The sequence below is a fragment of the Acidovorax sp. GW821-FHT10E04 genome (assembly GCF_059415185.1).
The window spans coordinates 34,769-47,146 of the sequence record NZ_JBWKMT010000011.1; the positions used below are offsets into that span (position 1 = coordinate 34,769).

Here is a 12,378-nt window from a genome sequence, read left to right on the forward strand (position 1 = left end):
ATTCGGAGTTGTCATGAAACTTCCTCTTACCCTGATCGCCGCGGCCGTCGTGGTCAGCACTAGTGCATCCGCACAAGCTCTCCCGGAAGGCCTTGTGGACGCAGCCCGAAAGGCGGTGGTGAGCAACCCGGACGTCCAGGCGCGATGGTTCGGTTTCCGGGCAGCCGATTCAGAGCGAAGCGTTGCGCGCGCCGGCTTCCTTCCCCAGCTGGACGCGGTGGCCAGCACCGGCCGCGAGAACCGTGTGCGGCCTTCCGGCAGCACGGGCTCGTACCACCATACCGGCGCGGCGCTCACGCTGAACCAGATGCTGTTCGATGGCTTCTTCACCAGCAGCGAAGTGCGGCGGCTCGGCCACGCCAAGCTCACGCGGTACTACGAACTGGTGGAGGCCTCCGAGACAGCGGCGCTGGAAGCGGTGCGCGCCTATGCCGATGTGGCGCGGTACCGCGAACTGGTGGAGCAGGCCAAGCAGAACTATGTGGAGCACAAGCTGACCACCAACCAGATTGACGAGCGCACTTCCGCGGGCGTGGGGCGCCGCGTCGATCTCGAACAGGCGACGGGCCGCCTCGCGCTGGCGGAGTCGAATCTGCTGACGGAAATCTCCAACCTGCACGATGTCAGCGCCCGCTACCAGCGGCTGGTGGGCGAGCTGCCGCCGCCCGCGCTGCCGCCCTTGCCCGAAGGCTTTCGGCTCACCCAGCTGCCGCAAAAGACCGACGAGGTGGTGGCCCTTGCGCTCAACAACAGTCCCACGATCAACGCTGCCATCGAGAACATGCTGGCCAGCGAGGCAGGCATTGCATCGCAGAAGGCCGGCTTCATGCCCCGGGTCGACTTCAGGGCCCGCCAGTCGTGGGACCGCAACCTCATCGGGGAGCAGGGGCGCTCGCGCGACAGCACCGTGGAGCTGGTGCTGACCTACAACTTCTTCAGGGGCGGTGCCGACAAGGCGCGGGAGCAGCAGGCGGTGGAGAACAAGTTCCAGGCCCGGGAGCTGAAGGAAAAGGCCTGCAGGGACGTGCGCCAGACCACGGCGATCGCGTTCAATGATGCGCGGAGGCTGGTGGAGCAGATGACCTATCTGGACCAGCACCGCCTGTCGACGGAAAAGGCCCGGGAAGCCTACCGCCAGCAATTCGATCTCGGGCAGCGCACCCTGCTGGATTTGCTGGACACGCAGAACGAGGCATTCCAGGCGAGCCGGGCCTATGTCAACGCGCGCTACGACCAGGTGGTGGCGCAGGCGCGGACCCTGGGCGCGATGGGGCAGCTGCTGGCCGCGTTGAATGTGAGCCGGGCCGACATGCCCTCGCCCGCAGACGCGGGCCAGCAGCGCAGTGGCATCGACCCCGCCGACCTGTGTCCCGCCGAAGTCCCGGTATCGATCGCCGTGGACAAGGCGAGGGCGGTTGCCGATACGCCGGCACGCCCGCGTGCCACGCTGCCCGCGCAGCCCACGGGTGCGCCCCGGCCCGCCGCTGCCCGCTAGGGGGCGGGGCGAAGGCCCCGGCCGCCTGGCTTCGCGAGGCGTTCGGACTAGGCGGCGGCGACGCCTGCGGCGTGCGCCTGCTGGTCCGCGTGGTAGCTGCTGCGCACCATGGCGCCCACCGCAGCGTGGCTGAAGCCCATCTTGTAGGCCTCCTGCTCGAACATCTTGAAGGTGTCGGGATGCACGTAGCGGCGCACCGGCAGGTGGCTGTTACTGGGCGACAGGTACTGGCCGATGGTCAGCATATCGATGTCGTGCGCGCGCATGTCGCGCATCACCTGCAGGATCTCTTCGTCTGTCTCGCCCAGGCCCACCATGATGCCGCTCTTGGTCGGTACCTTGGGGTGCAGCGCCTTGAACTTCTTGAGCAGGTTCAGGCTGAACTGGTAGTCGGAGCCGGGGCGCGCTTCCTTGTACAGGCGGGGCGCGGTCTCCAGGTTGTGGTTCATCACGTCGGGCGGCGCGGCCTTGAGGATCTCGAGCGCGCGGTCGTCGCGGCCCCGGAAGTCGGGCACCAGGATCTCGATCTGCGTGGCGGGCGACAGTTCGCGGATGTTCTGGATGCATTCCACGAAGTGGCCGCTGCCGCCGTCGCGCAGGTCGTCGCGGTCCACGCTGGTGATCACCACGTACTTGAGCTTGAGGGCGGCGATGGTCTTGGCCAGGTTCAGCGGCTCGTCCTTGTCCAGCGGATCGGGGCGGCCGTGGCCCACGTCGCAGAACGGGCAGCGTCGCGTGCATTTGTCGCCCATGATCATGAAGGTGGCCGTGCCCTTGCCGAAGCATTCGCCGATGTTGGGGCAGGAGGCTTCCTCACAGACCGTGTGCAGCTTGTGCTCGCGCAGGATCTCCTTGATTTCATAGAAGCGCGTTGTCGGGCTGCCGGCTTTCACCCGGATCCATTCAGGCTTCTTGAGCACCTCGCCCTGCTCCACCTTGATGGGGATGCGCGACAGCTTGGCCGCGGCCTTCTGCTTGGCCAGCGGGTTGTAGGCTTCTGTGGATTGCGCTTCGCGGACGACTTCAGGGGTGCTCATGGCGTGTAGGCGGTTCAGGGCGCGAGCCGGATGCTGAGCTGCTGGCCCAGCACCTGTGCGGCTTCCTCCCAGGTGGTGTGGACCCCGATTGTAGAAAGGTCCACCGTTCGCAATCCTGCGTAACCGCAAGGGTTGATGCGCTCAAAGGGTTCCAGGTCCATCGCCACGTTGAGCGCCACGCCGTGGTAGGTGCAGTGCCGGCTGACCTTGATGCCCAGGGCCGCGATCTTGCCCAGGCCCGTGAAGTCCGGCGCGGCGATGGCGCCGTTCTCCGGGCGCTTCTGGGGGCGCTGCGGCAGCAGTGCATGGCTGTGCGGGTCGTCCAGGCGCACGTAGATGCCGGGGGCCCCGGCGACGCGATGGCCCGTGACGCCAAAGTGCGCCAGCGTGCGGATCGCGGCTTCCTCCACGCGGTACACATACTCCTTGACGAAGTAGCCCGCGCGCTGAAGGTCGATCAGGGGATAGGCCACGACCTGGCCGGGGCCATGGAAGGTGACCTGGCCCCCCCGGTTGGTGGCAACGACAGGAACATCTCCGGGGTGCAGGAGGTGGTCGCTTTTGCCGGCCAGCCCTTGGGTGTACAGCGGCGCGTGCTCGCATATCCATAGCGCATCCACGGTCTCGGCTGCGCGGGTGGCCGTGTAGTCCTGCATGGCCTGCACCGTGGCGGCATAGTCCACGCGGCCAAGCACGCGAAGGTCGATGGCCATGAGTGCTATCTCTATCTATCTCTGTCTGGCTGATGCGGGCGCGGGCCTTACAGCACCACCTTCACCATGGGGTGCGACGACAGCGCGCGGTACAGATTGTCGAGCTGCTCCCGGCTGGTCGCGGTGATGGTGATGGTAACTCCGAGGTAATTGCCGGCCCGGCTGTCGCGCAGTTCAATGGTGCCAGCGTCGAAGGTCGGGTCGAACTGGCGGGCCAGTTCCGTCACGGCATGCACGAAGCCATCCACCTTCGCACCCATGACCTTGATCGGGAACCTGGAGGGGTATTCGATCAGAGAGTCCTTGCGGGGATCGTTAGGCTGTGTGTCGGGGCCGTTTTCAGGCGGCAGGCTGGAGGATGTCATGGCGGAAAGTGCTTCGGTTTCAGGAGCTGGCAGGGCTTTGCCATTGTGCTTCAACGGCGTGTCCGTTGTGAAAACCCTGGCGGGGCGGCATGCGCCAGATCGGTGCGCGGGGGCCGCAGGGAAAGGGAAAAAGCCGTTGGCCCGTCACCACAACGGCGCAGGCTTGCGCACCGGTTTTGGACCGGGGTTGCGGGTCTTTGTCGAGCGCCACGGGTTTTTACTTATAATTAGAGGCTTTGTGAAAGTTGCAGTCTGTAACGCGGGCGTCATTCAACAATGAAAACAATCGCGCCTGAGACTGAAACTGAGGCTGAAGAATCTGACTTCAAGCCCCTGACGGCCCAAGAGGCCGAACAGTGGCGCAGTCGCAATCCTCCCATCTCCGTATGGAAGGTGGTGGCGGGTCAGGCGCTGGTCGGGATGCTGGTGGCCCTGGTGGCCTGGCTTCTGACGGGCAGGGCGTCGGTAGGCTGGTCTGCGGCTTATGGCGCTCTGGCGGTGGTGGTTCCGGCTGGCTTGTTTGCACGGGGGGTGTTGCGCCACAAGGCGTCTTCCAATCCGCGTGCCGCCATGGTGGGGTTCTTTGGTTGGGAAATCGCCAAGATCGTGTTGACGGTGGCGCTGCTCGCAGCGGCACCCCGGCTGGTGGCGGGCCTGAACTGGATTGCCCTGCTGGTAGGCATGGTGATCACAATGAAAACGTACTGGGTGGCACTGTTGGTGCGGCCCGGTGTCCGAAAAACCGATTGATAGAGAGAAGAGTTGTCCGATGGCCGCAGAAGCGCACGCTCCGACTGCAAGTGAATACATCGTTCACCACCTGCAGCATCTTCAAAACATCAACCAGACCAAGATTGTTGACTTCACGGTCATCAACTATGACTCGATCATCGTGGGTTTGGTTCTGGGTGCCCTCACTCTTTTGATCCTGTGGTCAGCTGCCCGTAAGGCAACCTCCGGCGTGCCGGGCCGCTTCCAGGCGGCTGTGGAGATGCTGGTCGAGATGGTGGACAACCAGGCCAAGGCCAACATCCACAACGCCGAAAGCCGCAAGTTCATCGCCCCGCTGGGCCTCACGGTGTTCGTCTGGATCTTCCTGATGAACTTCATGGACATGCTGCCCGTGGACCTGCTGCCCGCGATCTGGGCCCAGATCTATGGCGCCGCCGGCCACGACCCGCACCACGCCTACCTGCGCGTCGTGCCCACGGCCGACCTGTCCACTACCCTGGGCCTGGCGTTCGCCATCCTGGTGCTGCGCTTCTGGTACAGCGTCAAGATCAAGGGCGCCGGTGGCTGGGCGCACGAACTCGTGTCGGCCCCGTTCGGCACCAGCAAGAATCCCATCTTCGCCCTGATCCTGGGCGTGGTGAACCTGCTCATGCAGGTCATTGAATATGTCGCCAACACCGTGTCGCATGGCATGCGGTTGTTCGGCAACATGTACGCTGGCGAACTGGTGTTCATGCTGATCGCCCTGATGGGTGGCGCGGCTGCACTGTCGCTGTCGGGTGTGCTGCTGCCTGTGGGCCACGTCATCGCTGGCACCATCTGGACGCTGTTCCACATTCTGGTGATCTCGCTGCAAGCCTTCATCTTCATGATGCTTGCGCTGATCTACCTCGGTCAGGCGCACAACGCGCACTAACGGTTCCCTTTCGTTTCTCTTTCCTTTTCAACCTTTCTTTTTTAACTCAGGAGTCATCATGGAAAACATTCTCGGTCTCGTCGCTCTGGCTTGTGGTCTGATCGTTGGTCTGGGCGCTATCGGCGCTTCCATCGGTATCGCACTGATGGGTGGCAAGTTCCTCGAATCGTCGGCACGTCAGCCTGAGCTGATCAACGAACTGCAAACCAAGATGTTCATCTTGGCCGGTCTGATCGACGCTGCTTTCCTGATCGGCGTGGCCATCGCCCTGCTGTTCGCATTCGCCAACCCCTTCGTCTCCACGTTCTTGGTCAACCTGCCCAAGTAATTCCCACTCAACGCCACTCTAGAAAGGTGTTGCCGTGAGTATCAACGCGACCCTGTTCATTCAGGCCATCGTCTTCCTGATCCTGGTGTGGTTCACGATGAAATTCGTGTGGCCCCCGATCGCGAAGGCGTTGGATGAACGAGCCCAGAAAATCGCCGAAGGCCTCGCTGCTGCCGACCGTGCCAAGTCCGAACTGACCGCTGCCAACCAGCGCGTCGAGAAGGAACTGTCACAGGCACGCAACGAAACGGCCTCGCGTCTTGCGGACGCCGACCGACGTGCCCAGGCCATCATCGAAGAAGCCAAGGCACGCGCCACGGAAGAAGGCAACAAGATCGTTGCTTCCGCCCGTGCCGAAGCCGAACAGCAAACGGTGCAAGCCCGCGAAGCCCTGCGCGAGCAGGTGGCTGCGCTGGCCGTCAAGGGTGCTGAGCAGATTCTCCGCAAGGAAGTCAATGCCGGCGTTCACGCCGACCTGCTCAACCGCCTGAAGACCGAGCTGTAAGGGGACACACATGGCTGAACTCGCCACCATTGCCCGCCCCTACGCCGATGCCCTGTTCAAGGCCGCTACCGCGGGTGCGGGCATGGACCTGGCCAGCACCGCTGCCTGGGTCGATGAACTGGCGGCCATTGCCGCCAACCCCCAGTTGCGTCAGCTGGCGGACAACCCCAAGGTGACGGCAGACCAGGTGTTTGCCGTTGTCACGGGGGTTGCGCGTTCGGCGCTGTCCGACACGGCCAAGAATTTCCTGCGCACGGTCATCGACAACGGGCGCCTCAACGCGCTGCCGGAAGTCGCCGCGCAGTTCCGTGCCCTCGTGAATCGCCGCAGCGGCTCTTCGGATGCCGTGGTGCACAGCGCCTTTCCGATGGACGCAGCAGCATTGGCCGAGGTCAGCGCTGCGCTGGAAAAGCGCTTTGGCCGCAAGCTCAATCTCACCGTTCAGCTGGATGAATCCCTGATCGGTGGCATTCGCGTAGTGGTGGGTGACGAGGTGCTGGACACTTCGGTCAAGGCCCGTCTTGAACAAATGAAAGCGGCCCTCACCGCGTAACGCGCGGCGAGGACAGCGAACCAAAGAAAGAAGGAAAGAGTCATGCAACTCAATCCCGCAGAAATTTCTGAACTCATCAAGAGCCGCATCGAAGGTCTGGCCGCCAGCAGCGATATCCGCAACCAGGGTACCGTGGTGTCCGTGTCCGACGGTATCGTGCGCGTTCACGGCCTGTCGGACGTGATGCAGGGCGAAATGCTCGAGTTCCCCGCCACCAAGGACGGCCAGCCCTCCTACGGCCTGGCCCTGAACCTCGAGCGCGACTCTGTCGGCGCCGTGATTCTGGGTGAGTACGAACACATCTCCGAAGGCGACACCGTCAAGTGCACGGGCCGCATTCTGGAAGTGCCGGTCGGCCCCGAGCTGATCGGCCGCGTGGTGAACGCCCTGGGCCAGCCTATCGACGGCAAGGGTCCCATCAACGCCAAGCTCACCGACGTGATCGAAAAGGTCGCGCCGGGCGTGATCGCCCGTAAATCGGTGGACCAGCCCCTGCAGACCGGCCTGAAGTCCATCGACTCGATGGTGCCCGTGGGCCGTGGCCAGCGCGAGCTGATCATCGGCGACCGCCAGACCGGCAAGACCGCCGTGGCCATCGACGCCATCATCGCCCAGAAGGGCCAGGGCGTGACCTGCATCTACGTCGCCATCGGCCAGAAGGCTTCGTCGATCAAGAACGTGGTGCGCGCGCTGGAACAAGCCGGCGCCATGGAATACACGATCGTCGTGGCCGCATCGGCCTCCGAATCGGCCGCCATGCAGTACGTGTCGGCCTACTCGGGCTGCACGATGGGCGAGTACTTCCGCGACCGTGGCGAAGACGCCCTGATCGTGTATGACGACCTGTCCAAGCAGGCTGTTGCCTACCGCCAGGTGTCGCTGCTGCTGCGCCGCCCACCAGGCCGCGAAGCCTACCCTGGCGACGTGTTCTATCTCCACAGCCGTTTGCTCGAGCGCGCAGCCCGCGTGAACGCCGACTACGTCGAAGCCTTCACCAAGGGTGAAGTCAAGGGCAAGACCGGTTCGCTGACCGCACTGCCGATCATCGAAACGCAAGCCGGCGACGTGTCCGCTTTCGTGCCTACCAACGTGATCTCGATCACGGACGGCCAGATCTTCCTGGAAACCAGCCTGTTCAACGCCGGTATCCGCCCCGCCATCAACGCCGGTATCTCGGTGTCGCGCGTCGGTGGTGCTGCCCAGACCAAGCTGGTGAAGAACCTGTCCGGCGGTATCCGTACCGACCTGGCCCAGTACCGTGAACTGGCTGCGTTCGCGCAGTTCGCTTCCGACCTGGACGAAGCCACCCGCAAGCAGCTGGACCGCGGTGCCCGCGTGACCGAACTGCTCAAGCAGGCACAGTACAGCCCGCTGTCCATCTCGCTGATGGCTTCCACGCTGTTCGCGGTGAACAAGGGCTTCATGGACGACATCGACGTCAAGAAGGTTCTCGACTTCGAACACGGCCTGCACCAGTTCCTGAAGACCAGCCACGCCGCACTGCTGGCCAAGCTGGAACAGGCCAAGGCCATGGACAAGGACGCAGAAGCCGAATTGACCGCTGCCATCGCCGCGTTCAAGAAGTCGTTCGCTTAAACCGGACGAGGATCCATCATGGCAGCAGGCAAGGAAATACGCGGCAAGATCAAATCGGTGGAAAACACCAAGAAGATCACCAAAGCCATGGAAATGGTGGCTGCATCCAAAATGCGCAAGGCGCAGGAACGGATGCGGGCTGCCCGCCCTTACAGCGAGAAGATCCGCAACATTGCAGCCAACCTCGGCCACGCCAATCCGGAATATGTGCATCCGTTCATGAAGGTGAACGATGCCAAGACGGCCGGCGTGATCGTGGTGACGACCGACAAGGGCCTGTGCGGTGGCATGAACACCAACGTGCTGCGCGTCGTGACGTCCAAGCTGCGTGAGCTGCAGGGCGCTGGCGTGTCCACCGAGGCGGTTGCCATCGGCAACAAGGGCCTGGGTTTCCTGAACCGTGTCGGTGCCAAGGTGGTTTCGCACGTGACGGGCCTGGGCGACACGCCCCATCTGGACAAGCTGATCGGCCCGGTCAAGGTGCTGCTCGACGCCTATGCGGAAGGCAAGATCAACGCGGTGTACCTCTCGTACACCAAGTTCATCAACACCATGAAGCAGGAATCGGTGGTGGAGCAGCTGCTCCCCCTGTCGTCCGCGCAGATGCAGGCCGAGAAGACCGAGCATGGCTGGGACTACATCTACGAGCCCGATGCACAGACCGTGATCGACGATCTGCTGGTCCGCTATGTCGAGTCCCTGATCTACCAGGCGGTTGCGGAAAACATGGCGTCCGAGCAGTCGGCACGCATGGTGGCCATGAAGGCCGCCACCGACAACGCCGGCAGCGTCATTGGCGAGTTGAAGCTGGTCTACAACAAGACGCGCCAGGCAGCGATCACGAAAGAACTTTCGGAAATCGTGGCTGGCGCCGCTGCTGTGTAAGCAGCTCAACCAACATCTTTATTGGAGCGAAAAATGGCTCAAGTGCAAGGCAAGATTGTTCAATGTATCGGCGCTGTGGTGGACGTTGAGTTCCCACGCGACCAGATGCCCAAGATTTACGACGCTCTGAAGCTCGACGGTTCGACCCTGACGCTGGAAGTGCAGCAGCAGCTGGGCGACGGCGTGGTGCGTACCATTGCGCTGGGTTCGTCCGACGGCCTGCGCCGCGGCATCATGGTGACCAACACCGGCAACTCCATCACCGTGCCCGTGGGCAAGGCGACGCTGGGCCGCATCATGGATGTGCTGGGCGCGCCCATCGACGAACGTGGTCCCGTGAGCCAGGAACTGACAGCCTCCATCCACCGCAAGGCCCCTGCGTACGACGAACTGTCGCCTTCGCAAGAGCTGCTGGAAACCGGCATCAAGGTGATCGACCTGGTGTGCCCGTTCGCCAAGGGCGGCAAGGTGGGGCTGTTCGGTGGTGCCGGCGTGGGCAAGACCGTGAACATGATGGAGCTCATCAACAACATCGCCAAGGCCCACAGCGGTCTGTCGGTGTTCGCTGGTGTGGGCGAGCGTACCCGCGAAGGGAACGACTTCTACCATGAAATGGCCGATTCCGGCGTGGTGAACCTGGAGAAGCTCGAAGAGTCCAAGGTTGCCATGGTGTACGGCCAGATGAACGAGCCCCCAGGCAACCGTCTGCGCGTGGCGCTGACCGGCCTGACCATCGCCGAGTCCTTCCGTGACGAAGGCCGTGACGTGCTGTTCTTCGTGGACAACATCTACCGCTACACGCTGGCCGGTACCGAAGTGTCCGCCCTGCTGGGCCGCATGCCTTCCGCCGTGGGCTACCAGCCTACGCTGGCCGAGGAAATGGGCCGCCTGCAAGAGCGTATTACGTCCACCAAGGTGGGTTCTATCACTTCCATCCAGGCCGTGTACGTGCCAGCCGATGACTTGACCGACCCATCGCCCGCCACGACGTTCGCCCACTTGGACTCGACCGTGGTGCTGTCGCGTGACATCGCCTCGCTGGGTATCTACCCTGCCGTGGACCCCCTGGACTCCACCAGCCGCCAGCTGGACCCGAACGTCGTGGGCGAAGACCACTACGCCACGGCCCGTGCGGTGCAAGGCACGCTGCAGCGCTACAAGGAACTGCGCGACATCATCGCCATTCTGGGCATGGACGAACTGGCTCCTGAAGACAAGCTGGCCGTGGCCCGCGCGCGCAAGATCCAGCGTTTCCTGTCGCAGCCTTTCCACGTGGCCGAAGTGTTCACGGGCTCGCCAGGCAAGTACGTTCCCCTGTCGGAAACCATCCGTGGTTTCAAGATGATCGTGAACGGCGAATGCGATCACCTGCCGGAACAGGCGTTCTACATGGTGGGCACCATCGACGAAGCCTTCGAAAAGGCCAAGAAGGTGGCCTGATTGCCCGGCGGCTGAGCAGCCTACCGCCGCTCGGCCTTCAGCAATCAAGCAACCCACCTTTTCCTAGGAGCAATGATGAACACCATCCACGTTGATGTGGTCAGTGCCGAAGAGTCCATCTTCTCCGGTGAAGCACGCTTTGTCGCGCTGCCTGGCGAAGCTGGCGAACTGGGCATCTTTCCCCGCCACACCCCGCTGATCACGCGCATCAAGCCGGGCTCGGTGCGCATCGAAATGGCCGACGGCAGCGAAGAGTTCGTTTTCGTGGCCGGTGGCATTCTGGAAGTGCAGCCCAACTGTGTGACCGTGCTGTCCGACACCGCCATCCGCGGCAAGGACCTGGACGACGAGAAGGCCAATGCTGCCAAGGCCTCTGCCGAGGAAGCGCTGAAGAATGCCAAGAGCGAGATCGATCTGGCCAAGGCGCAGTCCGAACTGGCGGTGATGGCTGCGCAGATCGCGGCACTGCGCAAGTTCCGTCAGAAGAAGTAAGCAATTCAGACCCTCGCGGATCTGCCCAGAGAAAACCCGGCTTTGCCGGGTTTTTTTATGCCGCAATGCAATGAAGGAGCCTCCACACCCCGCGCCATCCGGGCTGCAGCGCCTGGGCGGGCGCAGGTGTTTCATGGACTGCCGCAGCCGCAGCCGCGGACGCCGGGCGGAGCCGGTGCCTCCACCAGATGGATGTGCAGGCCTTCGCAGGCCACGCCAAGCTGACCATCCTCCGTGCCGGCCCCCAGCAGTTGGTGGTGGGCCAGAAAGGTGCGTGCCACGGCCAGCGAACGGACCCTGAAGGACAGCAATTCAATCCGCAGGTGCTCGCCCGGCACCAGTTCCAGCGAGACCTCCGGGGTGAGCGCGATGGAGTGGCCGCCGGGGGAAGAACCGCTCAGCGCCTGCCAATGGCGCCGATGGGCCGCCAGATCCGGCGTGCCCATGCGGACCGCGTGCAGCCCGAGCAACCCCAGGGGGCCGCCACCGCTTGCCTCCAGCACCTGCCTGTGCCGCATTCGGCGTTCCACGGGTGTGGTGGCATCGTCCCAGGGGTAGATGGGGGCGCCCGGTGCCCATTCGCAGAAGAACACGCAACAGCTGGGGGCTGACAGATCCAGCAGGACAGAGTTGGTGAAGTTCGTGACCACTTCGCCTCGGTGGCCTGCAGATTGGAAGGGGCGGGCAGGTTTGCAGGCGATGCCCAGCGAGATGGCGTGGGCCATGGCGCCGGGCAAGGGCCCGGAGGGCTCCAATGCGAAACCATGGACCAGCGGCGGCGGCGCGCAGGCCGGCAGGTCGCCATTGTCGGCTGCCGCCCAGAACTCCAGGTCCGTGTTGCCCACGTGCACCCAGCCATAGGTGGCGAAGCCGGTGCGCTGCAGGGGCCACGCCACGGGCAGGCCGAAGGTCCGGCTGAACAGTTCGAACAGAGGCTCTGCCGCAGGGAGCCGCAGCATGACGTGGTCGATGGATCGGAAGGGGGGCATGGCGGCGGCGTGGCGGGAACCATCAGCCCGGCCATTGTGACCGACCGGCCCATGCGAAAAAGGCCGGGGCCCTTCGCGGGGCCCCAGCCTTTTTGGCTTGCATCTGCACCTTCCGTCCCGCATGCGCCGCATGCGGGATCTGGGCATTACATGGCGTTGCCGATTTCGCCCGCCGAAATCTGGCCGGTGCGCACGGCTTCAGCAGCCTGGGCACGCACGGCAGCGCGGTCGGCGGTGGACTTGTAGGTCACCACGCGCGAACCTGCGGGCTCGATGGAGCGGGTCTGGGCCACGGTGGCGGCTTCGGCGGCCACTTCGGCGCGGGTGCGGTT

Annotated in this window: 14 protein-coding genes and 1 pseudogene; 10 read left to right on the forward strand and 5 right to left on the reverse strand. The window is 63.7% G+C overall.

The features are described 5' to 3' along the window. Nucleotides 1-13: 13 nt before the first annotated feature. Nucleotides 14-1,495 (forward strand): TolC family outer membrane protein, encoded by a 1,482-nt coding sequence (locus AC07OC_RS25695; protein WP_218298028.1) that lies wholly within the window; start codon nucleotides 14-16, stop codon nucleotides 1,493-1,495. A gap of 47 nt (nucleotides 1,496-1,542) precedes the next feature. On the opposite strand, the gene lipA is transcribed toward AC07OC_RS25695, so the two are convergent. Genes lipA through AC07OC_RS25710 form a run of 3 tightly spaced genes read right to left on the reverse strand, consistent with a single transcriptional unit; the run spans nucleotide 1,543 to nucleotide 3,610 of the window. Continuing rightward, the gene (gene lipA, locus AC07OC_RS25700; protein ID WP_218298029.1) at nucleotides 1,543-2,532 is read right to left on the reverse strand and encodes a lipoyl synthase; all 990 of its coding nucleotides are present in this window, start codon (nucleotides 2,530-2,532) and stop codon (nucleotides 1,543-1,545) included. 14 nt (nucleotides 2,533-2,546) lie between these two features. Next, a complete protein-coding gene (gene lipB, locus AC07OC_RS25705) occupies nucleotides 2,547-3,245 on the reverse strand; it encodes a lipoyl(octanoyl) transferase LipB (RefSeq protein WP_218298030.1) in 699 nt (232 codons plus the stop codon). 47 nt (nucleotides 3,246-3,292) lie between these two features. Beyond that, nucleotides 3,293-3,610 carry a YbeD family protein gene (locus AC07OC_RS25710; protein WP_218298031.1) on the reverse strand — a complete coding sequence of 106 codons (318 nt, stop codon included), beginning with the start codon at nucleotides 3,608-3,610 and terminating at the stop codon, nucleotides 3,293-3,295. Between the two features lie 276 nt (nucleotides 3,611-3,886). Here AC07OC_RS25710 and AC07OC_RS25715 point away from each other — a divergent pair, with 276 nt between their 5' ends. The 9 genes from AC07OC_RS25715 (at nucleotide 3,887) to AC07OC_RS25755 (ending at nucleotide 11,057) form a co-directional block, all read left to right on the forward strand. Then, on the forward strand, nucleotides 3,887-4,360 hold the full coding sequence (locus AC07OC_RS25715) for an ATP synthase subunit I (protein ID WP_218298032.1): 474 nt from the start codon (nucleotides 3,887-3,889) through the stop codon (nucleotides 4,358-4,360). Nucleotides 4,361-4,379: 19 nt separating this feature from the next. Next, nucleotides 4,380-5,258: a F0F1 ATP synthase subunit A gene (gene atpB, locus AC07OC_RS25720; RefSeq protein ID WP_218298033.1), complete on the forward strand. Its 879-nt coding sequence runs from the start codon at nucleotides 4,380-4,382 to the stop codon at nucleotides 5,256-5,258. A gap of 58 nt (nucleotides 5,259-5,316) precedes the next feature. Then, complete coding sequence (gene atpE / locus AC07OC_RS25725) at nucleotides 5,317-5,586, forward strand: F0F1 ATP synthase subunit C (RefSeq protein ID WP_099657604.1); 270 nt, start codon at nucleotides 5,317-5,319, stop codon at nucleotides 5,584-5,586. A gap of 34 nt (nucleotides 5,587-5,620) precedes the next feature. Continuing rightward, on the forward strand, nucleotides 5,621-6,091 hold the full coding sequence (locus tag AC07OC_RS25730; protein ID WP_007847746.1) for a F0F1 ATP synthase subunit B: 471 nt from the start codon (nucleotides 5,621-5,623) through the stop codon (nucleotides 6,089-6,091). A 10-nt stretch (nucleotides 6,092-6,101) separates the two neighbouring features. Next, nucleotides 6,102-6,644 (forward strand): F0F1 ATP synthase subunit delta, encoded by a 543-nt coding sequence (locus tag AC07OC_RS25735; RefSeq protein WP_218341840.1) that lies wholly within the window; start codon nucleotides 6,102-6,104, stop codon nucleotides 6,642-6,644. A gap of 42 nt (nucleotides 6,645-6,686) precedes the next feature. After that, complete coding sequence (gene atpA / locus AC07OC_RS25740; RefSeq protein WP_055396240.1) at nucleotides 6,687-8,240, forward strand: F0F1 ATP synthase subunit alpha; 1,554 nt, start codon at nucleotides 6,687-6,689, stop codon at nucleotides 8,238-8,240. An 18-nt stretch (nucleotides 8,241-8,258) separates the two neighbouring features. Further along, on the forward strand, nucleotides 8,259-9,125 hold the full coding sequence (atpG, locus tag AC07OC_RS25745; RefSeq protein ID WP_218298035.1) for a F0F1 ATP synthase subunit gamma: 867 nt from the start codon (nucleotides 8,259-8,261) through the stop codon (nucleotides 9,123-9,125). A 33-nt stretch (nucleotides 9,126-9,158) separates the two neighbouring features. Then, nucleotides 9,159-10,565 (forward strand): F0F1 ATP synthase subunit beta, encoded by a 1,407-nt coding sequence (gene atpD, locus AC07OC_RS25750; protein WP_055396243.1) that lies wholly within the window; start codon nucleotides 9,159-9,161, stop codon nucleotides 10,563-10,565. Nucleotides 10,566-10,640: 75 nt separating this feature from the next. Next, nucleotides 10,641-11,057 carry a F0F1 ATP synthase subunit epsilon gene (locus tag AC07OC_RS25755; RefSeq protein WP_218298036.1) on the forward strand — a complete coding sequence of 139 codons (417 nt, stop codon included), beginning with the start codon at nucleotides 10,641-10,643 and terminating at the stop codon, nucleotides 11,055-11,057. Between the two features lie 131 nt (nucleotides 11,058-11,188). On the opposite strand, the gene AC07OC_RS25760 is transcribed toward AC07OC_RS25755, so the two are convergent. Together AC07OC_RS25760 and AC07OC_RS25765 are read right to left on the reverse strand one after the other, a co-directional pair. After that, on the reverse strand, nucleotides 11,189-12,046 hold the full coding sequence (locus AC07OC_RS25760; RefSeq protein ID WP_218341839.1) for a hypothetical protein: 858 nt from the start codon (nucleotides 12,044-12,046) through the stop codon (nucleotides 11,189-11,191). 146 nt (nucleotides 12,047-12,192) lie between these two features. Then, nucleotides 12,193-12,378 (reverse strand): annotated as a pseudogene (locus tag AC07OC_RS25765) (DUF4148 domain-containing protein); the annotation flags it as partial.

Bases quoted from the DNA above. Each gene is read 5' to 3' on its own strand.
- AC07OC_RS25760 (WP_218341839.1), bottom strand. From the start codon at position 12,046: ATGCCCCCCTTCCGATCCATCGACCACGTCATGCTGCGGCTCCCTGCG.
- AC07OC_RS25755 (WP_218298036.1), top strand. From the start codon at position 10,641: ATGAACACCATCCACGTTGATGTGGTCAGTGCCGAAGAGTCCATCTTC.
- AC07OC_RS25695 (WP_218298028.1), top strand. From the start codon at position 14: ATGAAACTTCCTCTTACCCTGATCGCCGCGGCCGTCGTGGTCAGCACT.
- atpB (WP_218298033.1), top strand. From the start codon at position 4,380: ATGGCCGCAGAAGCGCACGCTCCGACTGCAAGTGAATACATCGTTCAC.
- atpG (WP_218298035.1), top strand. From the start codon at position 8,259: ATGGCAGCAGGCAAGGAAATACGCGGCAAGATCAAATCGGTGGAAAAC.
- lipB (WP_218298030.1), bottom strand. From the start codon at position 3,245: ATGGCCATCGACCTTCGCGTGCTTGGCCGCGTGGACTATGCCGCCACG.
- atpD (WP_055396243.1), top strand. From the start codon at position 9,159: ATGGCTCAAGTGCAAGGCAAGATTGTTCAATGTATCGGCGCTGTGGTG.
- atpE (WP_099657604.1), top strand. From the start codon at position 5,317: ATGGAAAACATTCTCGGTCTCGTCGCTCTGGCTTGTGGTCTGATCGTT.
- lipA (WP_218298029.1), bottom strand. From the start codon at position 2,532: ATGAGCACCCCTGAAGTCGTCCGCGAAGCGCAATCCACAGAAGCCTAC.
- AC07OC_RS25710 (WP_218298031.1), bottom strand. From the start codon at position 3,610: ATGACATCCTCCAGCCTGCCGCCTGAAAACGGCCCCGACACACAGCCT.
- atpA (WP_055396240.1), top strand. From the start codon at position 6,687: ATGCAACTCAATCCCGCAGAAATTTCTGAACTCATCAAGAGCCGCATC.
- AC07OC_RS25735 (WP_218341840.1), top strand. From the start codon at position 6,102: ATGGCTGAACTCGCCACCATTGCCCGCCCCTACGCCGATGCCCTGTTC.
- AC07OC_RS25715 (WP_218298032.1), top strand. From the start codon at position 3,887: ATGAAAACAATCGCGCCTGAGACTGAAACTGAGGCTGAAGAATCTGAC.